Source organism: Limnohabitans sp. WS1, from assembly GCF_003063265.1.
In the GTDB taxonomy this organism is placed as follows: Bacteria; Pseudomonadota; Gammaproteobacteria; order Burkholderiales; family Burkholderiaceae_C; genus Limnohabitans_A.
Genome location: NZ_NERU01000001.1, coordinates 132,442 through 151,614 on the forward strand (window position 1 = coordinate 132,442; position 19,173 = coordinate 151,614).

General features: G+C 58.6%; 24 protein-coding genes. 15 read left to right on the plus strand and 9 right to left on the minus strand.

What is annotated here, in order from left to right:
• Positions 1 to 75: 75 nt before the first annotated feature.
• Positions 76 to 1,458, minus strand: a complete 1,383-nt coding sequence (locus B9Z48_RS00550) for a peptidoglycan DD-metalloendopeptidase family protein (RefSeq protein ID WP_368665909.1) — start codon at positions 1,456 to 1,458, stop codon at positions 76 to 78.
• A gap of 225 nt (positions 1,459 to 1,683) precedes the next feature.
• Between B9Z48_RS00550 and tyrS the strand changes: the two genes are divergently transcribed.
• The 4 genes from tyrS to dbpA all read left to right on the plus strand — a co-directional run bounded on the left by tyrS (position 1,684) and on the right by dbpA (position 5,917).
• Complete coding sequence (gene tyrS / locus B9Z48_RS00555) at positions 1,684 to 2,916, plus strand: tyrosine--tRNA ligase (RefSeq protein ID WP_108376824.1); 1,233 nt, start codon at positions 1,684 to 1,686, stop codon at positions 2,914 to 2,916.
• Between the two features lie 49 nt (positions 2,917 to 2,965).
• The gene (locus tag B9Z48_RS00560; RefSeq protein WP_089953375.1) at positions 2,966 to 3,892 is read left to right on the plus strand and encodes a cation diffusion facilitator family transporter; all 927 of its coding nucleotides are present in this window, start codon (positions 2,966 to 2,968) and stop codon (positions 3,890 to 3,892) included.
• Positions 3,889 to 4,332, plus strand: a complete 444-nt coding sequence (dtd, locus tag B9Z48_RS00565) for a D-aminoacyl-tRNA deacylase (protein WP_089953372.1) — start codon at positions 3,889 to 3,891, stop codon at positions 4,330 to 4,332. The genes B9Z48_RS00560 and dtd overlap by 4 nt, the downstream gene beginning before the upstream one ends.
• 175 nt (positions 4,333 to 4,507) lie before the next feature.
• Complete coding sequence (dbpA, locus tag B9Z48_RS00570) at positions 4,508 to 5,917, plus strand: ATP-dependent RNA helicase DbpA (RefSeq protein ID WP_108376825.1); 1,410 nt, start codon at positions 4,508 to 4,510, stop codon at positions 5,915 to 5,917.
• 577 nt (positions 5,918 to 6,494) lie between these two features.
• On the opposite strand, the gene ybeY is transcribed toward dbpA, so the two are convergent.
• Both ybeY and B9Z48_RS00580 read right to left on the minus strand, forming a co-directional pair.
• Positions 6,495 to 6,950 (minus strand): rRNA maturation RNase YbeY, encoded by a 456-nt coding sequence (gene ybeY, locus B9Z48_RS00575; RefSeq protein WP_108376826.1) that lies wholly within the window; start codon positions 6,948 to 6,950, stop codon positions 6,495 to 6,497.
• Positions 6,951 to 6,970: 20 nt separating this feature from the next.
• Positions 6,971 to 7,951, minus strand: coding sequence for a PhoH family protein (locus B9Z48_RS00580; protein ID WP_108376827.1), 981 nt, complete (start codon positions 7,949 to 7,951; stop codon positions 6,971 to 6,973).
• An 84-nt stretch (positions 7,952 to 8,035) separates the two neighbouring features.
• Here B9Z48_RS00580 and ruvA point away from each other — a divergent pair, with 84 nt between their 5' ends.
• Genes ruvA through ruvB form a run of 4 tightly spaced genes read left to right on the plus strand, consistent with a single transcriptional unit; the run spans position 8,036 to position 10,337 of the window.
• A complete protein-coding gene (ruvA, locus tag B9Z48_RS00585; RefSeq protein WP_108376828.1) occupies positions 8,036 to 8,611 on the plus strand; it encodes a Holliday junction branch migration protein RuvA in 576 nt (191 codons plus the stop codon).
• A 48-nt stretch (positions 8,612 to 8,659) separates the two neighbouring features.
• On the plus strand, positions 8,660 to 8,932 hold the full coding sequence (locus B9Z48_RS00590) for a PbsX family transcriptional regulator (RefSeq protein WP_108376829.1): 273 nt from the start codon (positions 8,660 to 8,662) through the stop codon (positions 8,930 to 8,932).
• Positions 8,929 to 9,294 carry a type II toxin-antitoxin system PemK/MazF family toxin gene (locus B9Z48_RS00595; RefSeq protein ID WP_108376830.1) on the plus strand — a complete coding sequence of 122 codons (366 nt, stop codon included), beginning with the start codon at positions 8,929 to 8,931 and terminating at the stop codon, positions 9,292 to 9,294. The genes B9Z48_RS00590 and B9Z48_RS00595 overlap by 4 nt, the downstream gene beginning before the upstream one ends.
• Positions 9,291 to 10,337 (plus strand): Holliday junction branch migration DNA helicase RuvB, encoded by a 1,047-nt coding sequence (ruvB, locus tag B9Z48_RS00600; RefSeq protein WP_108376831.1) that lies wholly within the window; start codon positions 9,291 to 9,293, stop codon positions 10,335 to 10,337. Before B9Z48_RS00595 ends, ruvB begins: the two co-directional genes overlap by 4 nt.
• A gap of 9 nt (positions 10,338 to 10,346) precedes the next feature.
• On the opposite strand, the gene B9Z48_RS00605 is transcribed toward ruvB, so the two are convergent.
• Genes B9Z48_RS00605 through B9Z48_RS00630 form a run of 6 tightly spaced genes read right to left on the minus strand, consistent with a single transcriptional unit; the run spans position 10,347 to position 14,143 of the window.
• Positions 10,347 to 10,991, minus strand: a complete 645-nt coding sequence (locus tag B9Z48_RS00605; protein WP_089953350.1) for a histidine phosphatase family protein — start codon at positions 10,989 to 10,991, stop codon at positions 10,347 to 10,349.
• 12 nt (positions 10,992 to 11,003) lie between these two features.
• Positions 11,004 to 11,636, minus strand: a complete 633-nt coding sequence (locus B9Z48_RS00610; protein ID WP_089953347.1) for a DUF4136 domain-containing protein — start codon at positions 11,634 to 11,636, stop codon at positions 11,004 to 11,006.
• A gap of 17 nt (positions 11,637 to 11,653) precedes the next feature.
• Positions 11,654 to 12,592, minus strand: coding sequence for a tRNA 2-thiocytidine(32) synthetase TtcA (ttcA, locus tag B9Z48_RS00615; RefSeq protein WP_089953344.1), 939 nt, complete (start codon positions 12,590 to 12,592; stop codon positions 11,654 to 11,656).
• Positions 12,593 to 12,597: 5 nt separating this feature from the next.
• Positions 12,598 to 12,969, minus strand: coding sequence for a dihydroneopterin aldolase (locus B9Z48_RS00620; RefSeq protein ID WP_089953342.1), 372 nt, complete (start codon positions 12,967 to 12,969; stop codon positions 12,598 to 12,600).
• On the minus strand, positions 12,966 to 13,361 hold the full coding sequence (locus B9Z48_RS00625) for a dihydroneopterin aldolase (RefSeq protein ID WP_089953340.1): 396 nt from the start codon (positions 13,359 to 13,361) through the stop codon (positions 12,966 to 12,968). Before B9Z48_RS00625 ends, B9Z48_RS00620 begins: the two co-directional genes overlap by 4 nt.
• Complete coding sequence (locus tag B9Z48_RS00630; RefSeq protein ID WP_089953338.1) at positions 13,358 to 14,143, minus strand: SDR family oxidoreductase; 786 nt, start codon at positions 14,141 to 14,143, stop codon at positions 13,358 to 13,360. Before B9Z48_RS00630 ends, B9Z48_RS00625 begins: the two co-directional genes overlap by 4 nt.
• 185 nt (positions 14,144 to 14,328) lie before the next feature.
• Here B9Z48_RS00630 and B9Z48_RS00635 point away from each other — a divergent pair, with 185 nt between their 5' ends.
• The 7 genes from B9Z48_RS00635 (at position 14,329) to B9Z48_RS00665 (ending at position 18,972) form a co-directional block, all read left to right on the plus strand.
• On the plus strand, positions 14,329 to 15,354 hold the full coding sequence (locus tag B9Z48_RS00635) for a class I SAM-dependent methyltransferase (protein ID WP_108377153.1): 1,026 nt from the start codon (positions 14,329 to 14,331) through the stop codon (positions 15,352 to 15,354).
• 19 nt (positions 15,355 to 15,373) lie between these two features.
• Complete coding sequence (locus B9Z48_RS00640) at positions 15,374 to 15,568, plus strand: DUF2905 domain-containing protein (RefSeq protein WP_089953335.1); 195 nt, start codon at positions 15,374 to 15,376, stop codon at positions 15,566 to 15,568.
• A 125-nt stretch (positions 15,569 to 15,693) separates the two neighbouring features.
• Positions 15,694 to 16,569, plus strand: coding sequence for a hypothetical protein (locus B9Z48_RS00645; RefSeq protein WP_108376832.1), 876 nt, complete (start codon positions 15,694 to 15,696; stop codon positions 16,567 to 16,569).
• Between the two features lie 148 nt (positions 16,570 to 16,717).
• Positions 16,718 to 16,924: a hypothetical protein gene (locus B9Z48_RS00650; RefSeq protein WP_108376833.1), complete on the plus strand. Its 207-nt coding sequence runs from the start codon at positions 16,718 to 16,720 to the stop codon at positions 16,922 to 16,924.
• 126 nt (positions 16,925 to 17,050) lie between these two features.
• A complete protein-coding gene (locus tag B9Z48_RS21315) occupies positions 17,051 to 17,350 on the plus strand; it encodes a hypothetical protein (RefSeq protein WP_146186213.1) in 300 nt (99 codons plus the stop codon).
• A gap of 77 nt (positions 17,351 to 17,427) precedes the next feature.
• Complete coding sequence (locus tag B9Z48_RS00660; protein ID WP_233260972.1) at positions 17,428 to 18,033, plus strand: C39 family peptidase; 606 nt, start codon at positions 17,428 to 17,430, stop codon at positions 18,031 to 18,033.
• 168 nt (positions 18,034 to 18,201) lie between these two features.
• Entirely contained in the window at positions 18,202 to 18,972 is a 771-nt protein-coding gene (locus B9Z48_RS00665; RefSeq protein ID WP_158273182.1) for a DUF2059 domain-containing protein, read from the plus strand.
• The last annotated feature ends 201 nt before the right edge of the window (positions 18,973 to 19,173 follow it).

A 19,173-nucleotide genomic window follows, 5' to 3' on the forward strand; every position in this document is an offset into this window, starting at 1 on the left:
TTGGAAAATAAGAGCTGAGATTGTGCAAGAACGGACGTTCGTGGTGGTGCATCAAAAAAGGGCCTTGCGGCCCTTTTATTGGATGTTGCTTTCGCGCATTTGAGCTGCAGCCTGTAGCTGCATTCGCGCCTGGGCGACCAAGGTGTTAAAGCGGGGTTTTTCAGCTGGGCTGATGGGTGTGCTTTGCGCCATTTGAATGATTTTTTGAGGATCAACGTGAACACCGCTAACTCGGAATTCAAAGTGCAGATGTGGACCCGTGGACCAGCCTGTCGAGCCCACGGCACCCACCACTTGACCCTTTTGCACCGTTTGGCCTTTTTTGACCTGTATGCGGCTGAGGTGAGCGTAAACGGTCGAATGGTTGCCACCGTGATTCACAATCACCATATTGCCGTACCCGCCCTGAACGCCGGCAAATGCCACAACGCCATCACCAACGGATTGAGCAGGTGTGCCTGTGGGCGCTGCGTAATCCACACCTTGGTGTGCACGCATGGTCTGAAAAATGGGGTGCAGACGCATGCTGAAGCCGCTGGTTTTTCTGGAAAAAGCCAATGGTGCAGCCAAATACGCGCGGCTCAGGCTTTTGCCCTCCATGTCGTAGTAACTTCCTTTTTGACCGGGGTCCTGAAACCAGACCGCTTCAAATTGTTGGTTGTCGTTGGTGAACTCTGCACTGAGCACGCGCCCTGTTCGCAATGGCTCACCATCGGCTTCCAGAACTTCATAAACGACTGAAAAACGTGCACCTTTTCGCAAAGTTCGGTGAAAGTCGATTTGGTTCGAGAAAATTTGTGTCAATTGGTTGATCACTGGATCGGGCAGTCGCGCTTCATCGGCAGCGTCGTACAAGGATCGAGCCACAGTGCCACCGGTCATGCGCAGACTGGTGTTCATGGGAGACGCTTCTAAAGCGGCCTCGAGACCTTGAGGGGTGCGCTTGATGACCAAGCGTTGAAAAAAGGTGTCGTTTTCGTTCTTCAGCCAACGAACGCGCAAGCTGCGCAATTGTTGATCGCTGTTGACCTCCGCTGAAACAGAACGACCGGCTTGTTGAAGTGCAAGTTTCGCCAGCGGGTTTTTACGCAAAAAAGCAGCTGTTTCAGGGTCCACCAAGCCCAGACGGCGCAGCAAGTTTTCAGGGGTGTCGGCGGAGCGTGTGGTGTCGGTGCGGGTCAGTTGGAGATCTACCAAATCAAGCGATGCGGCTTGTGCCTGAATGTGGGCAATGTCAACAGGCGTGGTGATGTTGACCACTGGCAGATCTGAAATGTCTGGCCCCAAGTTGGCGACTGCAAATGCACCTCCACCACCAGCAATAAGCAAGGAAGCCAAGCTGGCCATCAGTGTTTTGGGGTATCGGGTGATCCCACGTCTTAAGGCATCAAAAGCACCTGTCAAAAACGGGTGTTGACCATCGACCCAATCGAGCAAGCGTTGCACAGCCAAAAGCACAGCACCCAAAAAAGCAGTGCAAACAAACAAAAAAGCAACGAGCAATGAGGTCAGCCGAGACTGAAGAGCAATTAAAAAGGACATCAATTTTGCGATGTTGGCAGCCACCGTGAATAACAAAGATGGGCTGGTAAAAGGGCGGACAATGGCCGCCTCTAAAATAAGCGACTTTGACGATGGCCCATTGTAGTGGGCCACCGCTTTTTGACGCCAGAAAAAACCCTTATGAATCAAGCGCTTGTTACAAAATTCCCGTTAACTGATTCGGTGGTGAATGCTTTAGAAGTCACTTTGAGGGGCTGCGAAGAGTTGATTCCCAAAGAGGACTGGTCGCAAAAGCTCGCCAAATCGGAGGCTACCGGCGTTCCCTTGCGCATCAAGTTGGGTTTGGATCCCACGGCACCGGACATCCACATCGGTCACACCGTGGTGCTCAACAAGATGCGGCAACTTCAGGATTTGGGGCATCAGGTCATCTTTTTAATTGGTGACTTCACCAGCTTGATTGGTGACCCATCGGGCCGCAACAGCACCCGCCCGCCGCTCACGCCCGAGCAAATCAAGCTCAATGCCGAGACGTACTACAAACAAGCCAGTTTGGTGCTGGACCCGTCCAAAACAGAAATTCGCTACAACAGTGAGTGGAGTCTGCCCTTGGGCTCCATGGGCATGATTCAGCTGGCGGCCAAGTACACCGTGGCGCGCATGATGGAGCGCAACGATTTCCACGACCGCTTCAAGGCCGGCACCCCGATTTCGGTGCACGAGTTCCTGTACCCGCTGATGCAGGGTTACGACTCGGTCGCGCTCAAAAGTGACCTGGAGTTGGGTGGCACCGACCAGAAGTTCAACCTGCTGATGGGGCGTCACCTGCAAGCCGAATACGGCCAGGAGCCACAGTGCATCCTGACGATGCCGCTGCTCGAAGGGCTGGACGGTGTGGACAAGATGTCCAAGTCCAAGAACAACTACATCGGCATCAGCGAAGAGCCCAACACCATGTTCGCCAAGGTGCTGAGCATTTCAGACACCTTGATGTGGCGCTGGTACACCCTGCTGTCGTTCAAGTCGATGGCCGAGATCGAGGCGCTGAAAAAAGAAGTCGAAGACGGGCGCAACCCCAAGGATGCCAAGGTCATGCTGGCCAAGGAAATCACCGCCCGATTCCACAGCGCAGTTGCGGCCGATGCGGCCGAGCAGGATTTCATCAACCGCAGCAAGGGGGGTGTGCCCGACGACATCCCCGAGCTCAGTCTGTCAGGCGCGCCCATGGGCATTGGGGCTTTGCTCAAGTCAGCGGGCCTGGCCCCGTCGACCACCGAAGCCGGACGCTTGGTCGACGGCGGCGGTGTGCGTGTGGACTCCAGCGTGGTCAGCGACAAGGGTCTGAAACTCGAAGCGGGCACTTACGTGGTGCAAGTGGGCAAGCGCAAGTTTGCCAAGGTCACGCTGTCTTGACTGGGGGCTGGCGCACGGACAGCTCATCCAGCGGGGGTATGCTCAGCCCATGAAAAGATTTGACGCGTGGATGACGCCGACCCGCATGCTGTGGGCTTCGGTGGTGGTGGCGCTGGTCACCATTGCCATGAAAACCGGGGCTTGGTGGTTGACCGACTCGGTCGGTTTGCTGTCGGACGCGATGGAGTCGCTGGTCAATTTGGCCAGTGCGGTGTTCGGCTTGATGATGGTGACGATTGCGGCGCGCCCTGCCGACGACGACCATCCCTACGGTCACCACAAGGCCGAGTATTTCTCTTCGGGTTTTGAAGGCATCCTGATCTTGGTGGCCGCCTTGGGCATCATTTGGGTCGCGGCTCATCGCTTGTTCGATCCCCAGCCGATTGAGCAGGTGGGCTGGGGCCTGGCCTTGTCGGTGGGCAGCTCGGCCCTGAACGGTTTTCTGGCCTGGCTCATGTTTCGCGCAGCCCGGCAGCACCGCTCGCTGGCGCTTGAAGCCGATGCTCGGCACTTGGTGACCGACGTCTGGACTTCGGCCGGGGTGGTGGTAGGCATTGCCCTGGTCAGCGCCACAGGCTGGCTGTGGCTGGATGCCGTGGTTGCCATCGGCGTGGCCCTGAACATTCTGAAAGAAGGCTGGAGCCTGGTTTGGCGGTCTTCGCAGGGCCTCATGGACGAAGCGCTGGAGCCTGAAGTGCTGGCCGATGTACGGCGCGTACTCGACGGCTTTGCACACCAGCGCGGCGAGACCGAGATCATCCGTTTTGACCACCTGAACACCCGCAAGGCTGGGCAGCGCCGTTTTGTGGACGTGCACATGCACATGCCCGCCAGCTGGACGCTGGGACGAGCCGCTGCTTTGCGCGCCAGCGTGGAGCAGGCACTGATGAGCGAGGTGCCCGGTTTGCGGGCCACCATCCAGCTTTTGCCCAGCGATGTGGAAGCGCACTTTGACGATGCGAGGGACTTGAAATGATCGCGGTGTTGCAAAGGGTGAGTGAAGCCAGTGTGCGGGTTGAGGGGGCGGTGATTGGCCAGATTGACGCGGGCTTGCTGGTGCTGCTGTGCGCCGAAAAAGGCGACACCGAGGCGGTGGCCGACAAGATGCTGGCCAAAATGCTCAAGCTGCGCATCTTCAGCGACGAGGCGGGCAAGATGAACCGGAGCGTGCAGGACGTGGGTGGAGGTTTGCTGGTGGTCAGCCAGTTCACCCTGGCCGCCGATGTGGCGGGGGGCAACCGCCCGAGCTTCACGCAGGCGGCGGCACCCGAAGATGGTCGGCGCTTGTATGCGCACTTTGTGGCGCAGGCCCGAGCCGCGCACCCGGTGGTGCAGACGGGTCAGTTTGCGGCCGACATGAAGGTGTCGCTGGTCAATGACGGGCCGATCACCATTCCGATGCGCATGAGCGCATGAGCGCTTGAGTTTGTCCAGGTCGGTGTGTCAACCTGCGACCCGTCGTGTAGGTCGGAGCTTCAGCTCCGACAATGACCGCTTCGGTACAGATCCGCAGTGTGGCTGAAGCCACCGACCAGGCTGTGGACAAGCATGTCGCCGAGCAACCAGCATCACCGCCACCGATAATCGGTGCATGACTGCCAAAATCCAAAACGCGACAAACGTTCGCTTTGACCAGCTTGCGCTGGCCCCTGCCACCCTTCAAAACCTTGAACAACTGGGCTACACCCAGATGACGCCCATCCAGGCGGCCAGCTTGCCTTTGACGCTCGCAGGACAAGACCTGATCGCCCAAGCCAGCACGGGCAGTGGCAAAACCGCTGCTTTTGGCCTGCCCCTGATTGAGCGCCTGCAAACGGCGGGCTCGCCCAGCGCGGCCATTCAGGCCGTGGTTTTGTGCCCCACCCGTGAATTGGCCGATCAGGTCACGCAAGAAATCCGCCGACTGGCGCGTGCCCGCCAGAACGTGAAAGTTGTCACCCTGTGTGGCGGCGTGGCTTTGAGAGGTCAGACCGTGAGCCTGGAGCACGGTGCCGATGTGGTGGTGGGCACGCCCGGACGCATCCTGGACCACCTGGAGCGCGGCTCGCTGAGTTTGGCGGGTGTGAACACGATGGTGCTGGACGAAGCCGACCGCATGCTGGACATGGGCTTTTTTGACGACATCGCCAAAGTGATGCGCCAGTGCGCCAAAGACCGTCAGACCCTGTTGTTTTCGGCCACCTACCCCGAGGGCATCGCCAAGCTGGCGGCGCAGTTCATGCGCTCACCGCAGACCGTGAAAGTGGAGGCGCAGCACAGTGCGCACAAGATTCGCCAGGTGTTTTACGAAGTGAGCGAAAGCCAACGCCTGGACGCTGTGTCGAAACTTCTGGCGCATTTCCGCCCCGAGCGCACGCTGGCCTTTTGCAACACCAAGCAGCAGTGCCGCGATCTGGTGGCGGTGCTTCAAGCCCAGGGCTACAGCGCGCTGGCGCTGTTTGGCGAGCTGGAGCAACGCGAACGTGATCAGGTGCTGGTGCAGTTTGCCAACCGCAGTTGTTCGGTGTTGGTGGCCACCGATGTGGCCTCACGCGGGTTGGACGTGGAAGGGCTTGAAGCCGTGATCAACGTGGACGTGACGCCCGACCCGGAAATCCACATCCACCGCATTGGCCGCACGGGCCGGGGCGATGCCGAGGGCTTGGCGCTGACGCTGGCCAGCATGGACGAGATGGGTGCGATCGGCAAGATCGAGGTCATGCAGGGCCGCGAGTCGACTTGGGCCCCTTTGGCCGATGTGGTGCCCGCTGCGGGTGGTTTGTTGAAGCCGCCCATGCGCACGCTGCAAATCGTGGGTGGGCGCAAAGAAAAGATTCGCGCAGGCGACGTGATGGGCGCGCTGGCGGGCGAGTGTGGTTTGACCCGCGAGCAGGTGGGCAAGATCAATGTGAACGAGTTTTCGACTTATGTGGCGGTGCAGGCGGATTTGGCCAAGAAGGTGGAAGCTCAGTTGTCGCACGGCAAGATCAAGGGCAAGAGCGTGAAGGTTCGGTTGCTCTGACGTTTTGCCTTTCGCCTGTTGCTTGGACGGTGTGTGCCTTTCGCTGGGACGGTGTGTGAGGGGATGCGGCGGGTTCCTCATACCGGGGTACCGAAAATCGTCACCCGCCGCATCCCCTCACACACCTGAGTGGTCAGTCATTGATCCGGCCCTGTGAAGTTTGCATGAACGCTTTTTTTGTGGGAGCGGCGCCCTCGCCGCGATCGAGCCTCGCGGACCACCACCCATCGCCCCGAGGGCGGGGCTCCCACAATGCCACCATCGCTGATCACTGTCCCCAAGGCAAGCCTTGCACTTCAAAGGTCACAGGGCCGGATCAATAGGCGAGAGATGGGCTGTTAAAGGGCGGTTTTTGGTTCAAACCATTGCCTCAGGTTTGGCATGACTCAGAGAACAGCGGGTTTTAAAACCGCACCTCGGCCTCGAATGGGGTGGGGCCGGGTGACGATTTTCGGTACCCCGGCATGAGGAACCCGGCCCCACCCCATTCGAGGCCTCTCTTGCTCAAACCCATCGAGGCGAGCCTACCCAGCGCAAACCGTTCGAGACCTCACCGCAACAACCAGAAAAAACGAACTCAAAGGTAAGGGTTCTTCAACCCCAACCCCGCCAAAATAGCCACCTCATAGGCCTCCATCTCTTCGGCGTCGGCGGTACTGGTCTCATGGTCCCAGCCTTGCGCGTGCAAAGTGCCGTGCACCAGCAAATGCGCGTAATGCGCCGCCAGCGTCTTGCCTTGCTCTTTGGCCTCTCGCGCCACCACCGGGGCGCACAGCACCAAATCGGCCATCACCACAGGTTCCTGCTCGTAATCAAAGGTCAGCACATTGGTGGCGTAGTCTTTTTTGCGGTAGCTCTTGTTCAGTTCTCTGCCTTCTTCTTCGCCCACGATGCGCACCGTGATTTCAGCGTCATCGGCCAAGGCATGGCGAATGGCGCGGATGACCGCGTGGCGGGGCAGGGCGGCGCGGTGGCGGGCTGCATCAGGAATGTCGCCAAATTGCAGGGACAGCTGGAGTTTTTGGAGGGCCATGGGCGTGCTGGATTCAGAGTTCAATCGTCGGTGGGCAAGGGCTTGCGGCGTGTGGTGACGCCCGCCCGCATGGCGGCGCTGCCTTGCGCGTCGTAGGCGTCCACAATGCGGGCCACCAGCGGGTGACGCACCACGTCGGCACTCGAAAAGCGCGTGAAAGCAATGCCCTTGACGCGCTTCAAGACCCGCTCGGCGTCGATCAGCCCGCTCAGTTGGCCTTTGGGCAAGTCGATCTGGCTCACATCGCCCGTGACCACGGCTTTGGCGCCAAAGCCGATGCGGGTCAGGAACATCTTCATCTGTTCGGTGCTGGTGTTTTGCGCCTCGTCCAGGATCACAAAGGCGTTGTTCAGCGTGCGCCCGCGCATGAAGGCCAGCGGCGCGATCTCGATGGCGTTGCGCTCAAAGGCCTTTTGCACCTTGTCGTAACCCATCAGGTCGTACAGCGCGTCGTACAGCGGGCGCAGGTAGGGGTCGACCTTTTGCGACAGGTCACCCGGCAAAAAGCCCAGTCGCTCGCCCGCTTCCACCGCTGGGCGCGTGAGCACAATGCGTTGCACGCTGCTGCGCTCCAGCGCGTCCACCGCGCAAGCCACGGCCAGGTAGGTCTTGCCGGTGCCAGCCGGGCCGATGCCAAAGGTGATGTCGTGGCTGGCGATGCTCTCCAGATAGGCCGCCTGCACCGGGGTGCGGGCCTTCAGGTCGGCGCGGCGGGTTTGCAAGGCGGGCAAGTCGGCTTCTTCGCCGCCGCTGTCGCCCACCAGCATGAGTTGCACCATGTCGGGTGCAATCGGGCGGTCAGCGCGTTCGTAAATCGCCTGCAAAATCTCCATCGCCCGCAGGGCCACGGCCTTGGGGCCGTCCACCTTGAACTGCTCGTGACGGTGCGCGATGCTCACCTGCAGGCCCGCTTCGATGGTGCGCAAGTGCGCATCCATGGGGCCGCACAGGTGCGACAGGCGGGTGTTGTTGTGCGGCGTGAAGGTGTGTCTGACGATCAAGTTGATAATCCTGAAAGGGCGCGGTGACAAGTGGTCGAAAACCGTGCATTTTCTCCCATCACAGGCATTTAAGGCGTCACCCCCATGATTGGCAAACTCACCGGCATCCTGAGCGACAAAAATCCACCCGAGGTGGTGGTGGACTGCCACGGCGTGGGCTATGAAGTGAATGTGCCCATGAGCACCTTTTATAACCTGCCGGCCACGGGCGAAAAAGTCACCTTGGTCACGCACTTTGTGGTGCGCGAGGACGCGCAAATCCTCTACGGCTTTGCCACCTTGAGCGAACGCGAAGCCTTTCGCCAGCTGATCAAAATTTCCGGCGTCGGCCCCCGCACGGCCCTGAGCGTGCTGTCGGGCATGAGCGTGACCGATCTGTCGCAGGCCATCACCACGCAAGAAGTCGGCCGTTTGGTCAAAGTGCCCGGCATCGGCAAAAAAACCGCCGAGCGTTTGCTGCTCGAACTCAAAGGCAAACTGGGCGGCGACCTGGGCGGCTTGTTTGCCGTACACACCCCCGACGCGCAAAGCGATATCCAGCAAGCCTTGCTGGCGCTGGGCTACAGCGACAAGGAAGCCGCTGCGGCCCTCAAGAGCCTGCCCGTGGACGTGGGGGTGAGCGAGGGCATCAAGCTGGCGCTCAAGGCCCTGAACAAATAAGCATTTGGGTAGCCTTGTGTTTGGATATCCATTGGATATACTGAAGACATGAAAACCACCGCATTGACCATTTCCACCTGGGGCAACAGCCATGGCATCCGGCTCAGCCGGGAATTGATGCAGTCGCTTGGCATCACGCCTGGCACGCCTTTGCAGGCCACGGTGGTGGCCAAAGGTTGTCTGGAGTTGCGCGCCGTGCCCCAGCGCCCGAGCCTGCAAGACAAGCTCGCCGCCTTTGACCCTCAGGTGCACGGTGGTGAGGTCATGCCCGATGGGCCGCAAGGCGTGGAGTTCGGAGCTGGCACCGAGGGCTTCAAGTGAGCCGGGCCGTTTGGGTGCCTGAGCGGCAAGACATCATCTGGATCAACTTCAACCCGCAGGTGGGCCGCGAGATGCGCGACATGCACCCCATGTTGGTGCTGTCGCCCAAAGCCTTCAACGACAGGACCTCGATCGTGATTGGCTTTCCCATGTCCACGGCAGCCTACAACGCCACCAACCCGTTTGCGATTGACAACAGCAAAACGGCCAAACAACCCAGTTACATCATTTGCAACCAGCCCAAGAGCATTGACTGGCGTCAGCGCGGCGCGACACCGCACCCCTGGAAGCGGGTCAGCGACGCCATTTTCCAAACCGCTCGTCTTGAGCTCAACGACATCATCGAGTTGGTCACCCCATGAGCATCCGCACCGACGACTTCGCCCCCCAGCCCGAACCCCGGGTCATTTCTGCGTCCCCCGTGTCCCACCAGGAAGAGGCCATTGAGCGCGCCCTGCGCCCCAAGCTGCTCGATGAATACGTCGGCCAAGTCAAGGTGCGCGAGCAACTGGAGATTTTCATCAGCGCGGCCAAGATGCGCGAAGAGCCGCTGGACCATGTGTTGCTGTTTGGTCCGCCTGGTCTGGGCAAGACCACGCTCAGCCACATCATTGCCGCCGAATTGGGTGTGAACCTGCGCCAGACCAGCGGCCCGGTGCTGGAAAAACCCAAGGATTTGGCGGCGCTGCTCACCAATCTGGAGCGCAACGATGTGCTCTTCATTGACGAGATCCACCGCCTGTCGCCTGTGGTTGAAGAGATTTTGTACCCCGCGCTCGAGGACTACCAGATCGACATCATGATCGGCGAAGGCCCAGCGGCGCGCAGCATCAAGCTCGATTTGCAGCCCTTCACCCTGGTGGGGGCGACCACCCGTGCGGGCATGCTCACCAATCCTTTACGCGACCGCTTTGGCATCGTGTCGCGGCTGGAGTTCTACACACCCGAGGAGCTGACCCGCATCGTGACCCGCAGCGCCGGGCTGCTCAAAGCGCCGATTGACCCAGAAGGCTCGTTTGAGATTGCTCGCCGCTCACGCGGCACGCCGCGCATTGCCAACCGCCTGCTGCGCCGTGTGCGCGACTATGCGGATGTGAAGGGCGACGGCACCATCCACAAGGCCATCTCGCAAAAGGCCCTGGTCATGCTGGACGTGGACCCCGAAGGCTTTGACCTGATGGACCGCAAACTGCTGGAAGCGGTGATCCACCGTTTTGACGGCGGGCCTGTGGGCTTGGACAACATCGCCGCCAGCATCGGCGAAGAGCGCGACACCATCGAAGATGTGATCGAGCCGTATTTGATCCAGCAAGGCTATTTGCAGCGCACCCCGCGTGGGCGCATCGCCACACTGGCGGCTTTCAAGCATTTGGGCGTCACGCCGCCCAAGTCGTTTGGGCAATGATGTAGCCGCTCAGGCGCTCGTTTCGTCTTGGCCCAGCGCATCCAGGTGCGAGGTGTCGCCCCAGCCCACCAAGGACAAGCCCTGCGGTGTCCACAACAGCCGGTTGACGGCGGTGTTGGTCAGTTGCCAAGTGCGAGGGGCTTGTAAATCCAATCGGGTGGCCGCGCGGTACAGAATGTCCAGCACCCCCCCGTGGGCCACCATCACGATTTGCTGACCGGGGTGCCGTGCGGCCAGTTCGCTGACTGTACCCACAATGCGCTCGCGCAACATTTCCAACGATTCGCCACCCTCAGGCGGTACCCAGTCGGGCGTTCGTTTGCGCCAGTGCCAAGCGTGATCGGGCAACTCGACTTCAATCTCGGCAAAAGTCCGACCTTGAAAGGCACCAAAGTGTCGTTCGCGCAGCCCGGGGTGCGTGGTCACGGTTTGACCCGTGGCCTGCGCAATGGCCAAGGCTGTGGTGTGGGCGCGAGACAAGTCACTGGCGTAAATCGCATCCATGGCGTCACGCTGCACCAATGCCTGGGCCAAGTGTTGCGCCTGGCGCAGACCCACGTCGTTCAGAGGGATGTCCAGATGGCCTTGCAGTCGGGTGTCGACGTTCCAGGCGGTTTCTCCGTGGCGGATGGCCAGAATGCGGGTCGGTTCCATGTCGTGTTGGCTTCAGCGCGGCAGCTCAATGTTGACCCGACGTGGGCCAGCAGGCGGGTTGGGGAAATTGGCCAGTGCAGCTTGAAACAAGGTGGCAAAAATCGGCACGCTGTCGCTCCAGGGGCCCGCGTGGCTGGCGCGGGTTTCGTACACCACCTGGCCCGATTTGAGGTCGCGCATGATCAGGCTGACCTCGCGTCGGTAATGCGTGGGCGGCGGAAAGCGCATGCCCATGCCCAATCCGATGTGCGATCCGAACCCCGATCCGATGCTGATGCTGCCCTGGGGAATCCAGCCTGGCCCGGTGATGGGGCGGCCCCACGGGTCGGCTGGGTACTGGGTGCCATTGAAGCCCACCATCACACTCAGGCTGGCACCGGCATCGTCACGCACCAAACCCACGGCTGTCATGGCGGCTTGGGCCTGTTGCTCGGCCAGACCCGCTTCGGGGTTGTTGGCTTGCGAAGGCAGGCGCTCGAAGCGGTATTTGGCCCCTTGCAAACTCATGCCGGGCGGCACCGCCGCCACAGAGACCACATCGCTGTCCACCAAGCGCATGGATGCGCAGCCGCTTAAAAGCGTCAAAGCCAGTGTGGCCAGAAACACTTGAACGAGCCGAATGATCTGCGGGGTATCTTTGAGCATGGGTGGACTCCTGAGGATCACATCGAGATGACCTGAATGCCGGGCAAGGACGCTTCCTTGAACTCTTCTTCGTCAAAGGCCTTGTCGCCTGCATCGTCGGCAATGCCGGTGATTTTCAGGTCCTTGAAGCCGTACAGCTTGGCGTCCATCAAGTGCGAAGGCACCACATTTTGCAGCGCCGCAAACATGTTTTCAATCCGGCCAGGGTGCTTCTTTTGCCACTCGCGCAGCATGTTGCCCACTTGCAGGCGCTGCAGGTTTTCCTGGCTGCCACACAGGGTGCACGGAATGATGGGGAACTGTCGGTGCTCTGCCCAACGGATCAGGTCGGTCTCGGCCACATAGGCCAGTGGGCGGATCACCATGAACTCGCCGTTGTCACTGACCAGTTTTGGGGGCATGCCTTTGAGCTTGCCGCCAAAGAACATGTTCAAAAAGAAGGTCTGCAGCATGTCGTCGCGGTGGTGGCCGAGCGCGAGCTTGTTGCACTTGAGCTCCCGTGCTACGCGGTACAAAATGCCCCGACGCAGACGCGAGCACAGGCTGCACATGGTCTTGCCTTCAGGGATTTTGTCTTTCACGATCGAGTAGGTGTCTTGCGTCTCGATGTGGTACTCCACGCCCAGCTCTTTGAGGTAAGCGGGCAGGATGTGGTCCGGAAACCCCGGCTGCTTTTGGTCCAGGTTGACCGCCACCAGCTCGAAGTCCACCGGGGCGCGAGCCTTCATCTTGAGCAGGATGTCCAGCATGCCGTAGCTGTCTTTGCCGCCCGACATGCAGACCATGATGCGGTCGCCCGCTTCGATCAGGTTGAAGTCACTGATGGCTTGGCCCATTTGGCGGCACAGGCGTTTTTCGAGTTTGTGGGTTTCGCGTTCGATCTTGATCGCTTTGGCAGCCTCTGATTCGGCTTGTGCTTGTACCCAGGCGTTGTCTGCTTCTGTATCTGTGTTCATGAGGTTCACCACTGTCCGGTTTCCATGCGAATGGCCACTTCGCAGTCTTCAAAAATTTCAAGTTTGGCAATCTTGACGCGCACGCCCAACACGCCGGGCAACTGCATCAGGCGGTTCGAGAGTTTGCCGATCATGGTTTCGAGCAGGTTGATGTGCTCGGCGGTGCATTCGTCGATGATGATCTTGCGCACTTTGCGGTAATCCAGCACCGAGTGAATGTCGTCGTCGCTGGGCAGCAGCGGCTGCGTGCCCAGGTTCAGCTCGGCATCGACCTGAATCGGTTGCGGGTCGGTTTTTTCGTGTTCTAGGATGCCCAGGTTGGCGTCAAAGCGCAAACCGGTCAACTCCAGGGTTTGGTGTCCGGCAGGGGTTTTCATGTCGGGCTTTTGATTTGAAAGATTTCAACCCCAACCGCTTCGCAGTCCGGGTACACATCGGGTTTACAGCTGGACAGGCGCACCGCTTGCACCTGCGGGTGCGCGATCAGCTCGCGCATCAGGTCATCGCACAAAGTCTCTTGCAACACGATGTGACCTTGGGCCACCCGGCGCGCAATCACCTCGCGGATGAAGTCGTAGTCCACCACCTCGGCCAGGTCGTCTTGTGTGGGAGTGGATGCGCTGTAGGGCACGAACAGTTCCACATTGAAGACGATGCGCTGGGGGCCGAGCTTTTCAAAGTCGTGCGCACCAATGCGCACGTCCACCGTGTGGTTTCGCAAAAACAGGCGGCGGCAATTCAGCGCCAAATCGGTCATCAGCTCGCTCATGCAGGGTCTTTCGGTTCACCCAAAAACATCACGTCGCGCGCCAGAGGCACCAGGTGTTGGCCGTTGTCCACACACACCGTGGTGCCCGTGATGCAGGGGTTTTGCGCCAGAAAAACGCAAGTGGCAGCCACCTGCGCCGGATCGATCGGCTCGCGCAGCAGGTTCACGCGGCTGTTGCGGTCAAAGTTCTCTTGGGTTTGTGGGCCGCTCAAAAACATCAGGCCCGGGGCCACCCCGCATACGCGCAAGGGGGCCAAGGCTTGCGCCTGTAAGGCCACAGCACGCTCCAGCGCCAGTTTGGAGACGGTGTACGAAAAATAGTCCGGGTTCAGGTTGAACACCTTTTGGTCCAGGATGTGGACCACGCTGCGCTGGCCGGGCGTGGCCTTGGGCGCGGCCTGCTGGGCCATCAGCGAGGCCAGCAGCATGGGTGCGATCAAATTCACTTCGAGTTGCTGGCGCGCGCCGGGCAGGTCCATTTGCTTGCCCTCGTCCGGCTCGAAGAGTGAGGCATTGTTCACCAAACAATCGAGCGGCCCGGTGGTCTGCATGATGTGCGCCATCATGCGCTCGACCTCAACGCTTTGTGACAGGTCGGCTTGCACCAAGCGGACGGTGGCACCTTGGGTCTCAAATTCGGTTTGCAGTGTGTTTTGCAGCGCCAAGGCCGCATCAGCAGAGCGCTGGTAGTGGCACCACACCTGCCAGCCCGCTTGCGCGAATGCCCGGCACAAAGTCGCGCCCAGACGCAGTGCGCCGCCAGTGATCAGAACGTGTTTCAAGAAGATGCCGCTGCGAAGGTTAAAAGGGACAATTATCGGCGATGGCCCTGCCGACTGCGTGGGCAGGGGGATAGCGTGTCTGTGAAAGGCAGACAAAGGATAATCGCAGCGTGACCGACGCTTACCCACTTCCCCCTGAGCTGACTCTGCGCATCCACCAAGTCATCGCGCAAGCGGGTGGCTGGATGGGTTTTGACCGTTTCATGGCCATGGCTCTGTACGAGCCAGGGCTGGGTTATTACACCAATGTCTTGCAGAAATTTGGTGCCATGCCGTCCTCGGGCAGCGATTTTGTGACCGCGCCGGGCATGTCGCCCTTGTTTGGCCAGACCCTGGCGGTGCAGGTGAACGAGGCGCTGGCCGCCACAGGCACGGACGAAGTCTGGGAGTTTGGCGCAGGCACCGGGGCTCTGGCCCTGCAGTTGTTGGACAGTTTGGGTGACGCCGTCAGCCGCTACACCATCATCGATTTGTCGGGCACTTTGCGCACTCGGCAGGCCGACACTTTGCTCAAACATGCCAACAAAGTGCGTTGGCTGGATGCCTGGCCCGGTGCCATCGAGGGCGTGGTGGTGGGCAATGAGGTGCTGGACGCCATGCCGGTGCAGCTGCTGCAGCGCACGCAAGGCGTCTGGCACGAGCGCGGGGTGGTCAGCGCTGGAGAAGAATTCGCTTGGCAAGATCGCATCACCGACTTGCGTCCGCCCCTCGAGATCGAAGGCGAGCACGATTACCTGACCGAAATCCACCCCCAAGCCGAGGCCTTCACCACCAGCCTGGCCGAGCGGCTGCTGGTCGGACGCGGCGGGGCGGCGTTCTTTTTGGATTACGGTTTTCCTGAGGCCGAATACTTTCACCCGCAGCGCCACATGGGCACCGTCATGTGCCACCAGCTGCACCAAGCCGACGACAACCCCTTGGTGGCGGTGGGCCAAAAAGACATCACCGCCCATGTCAACTTCACCGGGGTGGCCTTGGCGGCGCAAAATGCCGGGCTGAATGTGTTGGGCTACACCAGCCAAGCCTGGTTTTTGCTGAACCTGGGTTTGGCCGAGCGCATGGCAAACGCCAGTTTGGCCGAGCGCAGCCAGGCCCAGCGCCTGATCAACGAGCACGAAATGGGCGAGTTGTTCAAGGTGATCGGTTTTTCCACCTCCGCCGATGTGTCCGCCCAGGGTTTTGCCCGTGGTGACCGCTCGCACCGCCTGTAAACGTCTTCGAAGGAACGGTATGTTGCGTTGGTTGATTGTGGTGTTGCTGGTGCTCATTGTGTTCAGCGGTTTGCAGCCTTGGCTGCAAAAGTTGGGCTTTGGCCGCCTGCCAGGCGACTTCCGATTTCGTCTGTTCGGGCGTGAATTTTTCCTTCCTATTGCCAGCACTTTGCTGCTGAGCATGGTGGCTGCAGGCATCGCACGCTGGGTTTGAGCGGACTGCATTCAGCAGTTTTTCTTCAGCCATCAACCCTAAATTTTCAGGGTTTTGGTTGACTTCATAGGGGGGGGAGTGAGTAAAATTTTTACATCAAAAGTTTTACTTAAATGACGATCTCCATGTTTCTACGCATCTTGATTGCTGGCCTGTTCTTATCGGTAGTACTGCCCGCTCGGGCGGATTTGCCTATGACCGTGGAAGACCTGATTACCGACAAAGGCAAGTTCAAATTGGACTTGTCGCTGGCGTATGCCAATGCAAATCGCCAAGGGGTGTTTGCAGGTGAGCCCATCACAGTACAAACGGGAGCCACATCGTTCGTTACCTTGCCCTCGCTTGTCGGCGAGAGCACGGGCAACAGCGACACCCGCGTGGCAACGTTTGGTTTGCGTTACGGCCTCACCAGCAAGGCAGAAATTTATACACGTTTGAGTGGCACCCATTCCCAGCAGCGCATCAGCGGTGCGGGTGGATTCGCCAAAAGCAGTGACTCTGGTTTTGCCGACGCGTGGGCGGGGGTCAACTACCAATTCAAAAAGGACGATGAAACACCTGCTGTTCTGGGGTTTGCCGAATTGGCTTTGCGTGAAAAGCAAAGCAATACCAGTGCCAGTTTTAAATCCACAATGTTGGGCGTGACGGCCTACAAAGCCATTGATCCCGTGGTTTTTTCGTTCACCGGAGCCTACCGTTTCAGCCAACACCGACAAGACGGCGCACAAACTGTTAAGCCCGGCAACTTGCTCCTGCTCAACCCGTCGGTGTCCTTTGCCGTCAACGACCGCGTGACATTGACCACCGGCGTTCAATGGACACGTCGCACAGCCGAACGAATAGACGGTCAAGCCCAAGGTTTAGCCCGAACAGGGACCGATTTGATTTTGGGTGTGGGCTATGGCTTTGACAAGGGCAACACCCTCAACACCAGTTTCAAACTCAATGCATCAGGCCAAGGTGGTGCTGAATTGCGGACGAGTTGGTTGTACACGTTTTGAAAAAAAGCGGGCGGCCAACGCCGCCCGACAGGAATTGGTGGTGCTGATACACCGCCAATGAAGTTGGCCGCGCGACCACGCTGCCAAAGGTGCCTCGGGAGTCTGTTTCGAGGCTTGTTGTTGTAGTTTTCAAAATGAGGAGTCTATTATGAGTAAGTTCAAACATGCCGCACTCGCGCTGGTGGCAGCCAGCCTGATGGCGGTACAGGCGCAGGCCACTGAAGTACAGGCGCAGAGTCCGCAAGCCATGCCAGTTGCGACCTTCAGTCAGGCCGACATCAACACGATGTTCGAGCAAGCCGGAAAGCCGATGCAGTTGGTGGCCTTGTCTGGGCAGGAGATGAAGGATACCTAGGGTGCTTGGTTTTGGATGTATTTTTATGCACCCCAAATTGCGGTCGCAACGACATGGATGGCCAACACTGGATGGCGAACAATCCCCAGTTGGTACCATAGTTTCCGTCAACGCTGGTAATTCCTAATGGCCTTTCCATTCGATCTTTTGGATTTGGTATTGCCTGAGATCGCTCAGTGGATGGCAGGCAAGTCCAATTCGGAAAAGCGACGATTTCGTCGTGCCGGATTGGGCTTGTTCATTTTGGGAGTGTTATTTGCCGCCAGCTCGTTGCTTTTCCCAAAAGTAGCGATTTGGGCCTTCAACTCTTTGGAGTGGGCATATTTCATGGCATTGCTTTTTTCTGGTTGTGGGGTGGGTTTGTTGGCTTGTATTTGGTACGACCCAAAAAAGCACATTAAATTTAGTGATGAGGGCCAAACATGATGGGGAGACAAGCTTGGAGGATTTGGCTTTGGTTGGGAGTTTTGAGCCTGGGCGTCGCCCATGGCGTTCAAGCTCAAATGTCGACTGCGATGGTCAACACGCACAGCGATGTGTTGCAAGTGCCAATCAAAAATTGGAAAACTCTGCGAGATGCGCAAGTGGTCAAGCAAGACTTGGATTACTCGTGCGGTGCCGCTTCGTTGGCCACCTTGCTGAACTATTTTTATGGCCAAGATTTGACAGAGGAAGCGCTTCTCAAGGCCATGGACAAAGGCGATGGACGGGCCAGTTTTGAAGACATGGCCAAGGCCATACCGCAGTTTGGCTTCAGGGCGCAAGGATTTGCGGCCAGTTGGGAGCAGCTCACACGCTTGAAAATGCCCGTCATTGTCTATGTCAAGCATCGAAAGAACGACCACTTTTCTGTGTTGCGAGGCATCAACCAGGACACCGTGTGGTTGGCCGATCCCAGTTTGGGCAACAGGACTTACAGCCGACAACAATTTTTGGCCATGTGGCAAACGCGCCAAGATTCAGAAAACGCCGATTTATCCGGGAAGTTTTTGGCGATTTTGCCCATGCAGGCCGAAGCCAAGCAGGTGGGTATTTTTTTCACTAAAACACCAGTGCGACATACCGGTATGGCCTTGCAAATGCTTGCCCATCAAAGGCAGTCCAATTGAGTGGTTTGTTCGCGTTACAGATCGATTAAAAGGGAGGGGGTAAAAATGAAAAAAGGATTCAAAGGTTCAAATCAAGGCTATATCTGGGCTTGCTTGTTGGGGTTGGGTCTGTCGGGAATGACAGCAGTAGCGCAAGTCCATCCAAGTCCGGACAAGCCCGCTTCAGTAATGAAGCAAGACGAAGAAGCGGGCCGTTGGCTCATGACGCAGATGGCTTTGCTTGAATCTTTGCGACAAATACCCGAACAATTTGACTTGGGTTTGCAGCAGGCTCAAGCTAAGGGCATGCCGCCTAAATTGGCTAAATTGGTTTTGCGCTCAAGTCGTGAGGTTTATGACTTGAAGCAACTTGAACCCCAAGCCTTGGCCTTGCTGCTCAAAGGTCTGGGTTCTGAACATTTGCAAGCCTGGACCGTGTTTTACAAAACGCCTTTGGGCCAGAAAATTGCACTCGCCGATATCCAAGGCGCAAGCGCTCAAACCATGGGTTTTGTGATGGAGAACGCACCCAAAATCATGGCTGAATTGGCCGCAGACACTGCTCGAATGGCCTTGCTCCAATCCGTGGTGGATGCGACCATGGCGGTGGATCGGGCCGTTTCCATGAACATGGCCATGAGTTTGGCCATGGAGTGGGCGATGGTGTCGGCGATGCCCGATCAACCGGGTAAACCCACTTTCAACCAGCTACAGGACCACTTGGAGCAGCAACGGTTCGTGATGCGCAGTCAAATGTCGCAATGGGTGTTGGCGCACGCTGCGCATGTGAACAAGAGTTTTGGCATTTCCGAGCTTCAGCAATTACTGGCACAAGCCAACTCACCTGCAGGCCAGGCGCTTTTCCTCGGCTTTGGCCAAACCTTTGCTCTTTGGATGAACCAGTACGCGCAGCGCTTGAGTCAATCGGTGAGTCAAGGCCTCCAGAAACAAGGTGTCTGAAGATCAGGGTCAGGTGCAACAAGCGCGCCAAACCCCGAACGTGTTACAGTGCGACACGCCATTGGCGACTTATGCCCATCTCGCTCTTACCGAGCCGATAGCGCATCCCGGCAGAGGGATGCCAGTCTTGTCCTCCACTGTGCTCATCGCCCGCCATGCTTTTTAAGAGCTGGGCCCAGACGATTTTTTGCTTCCTTTTTG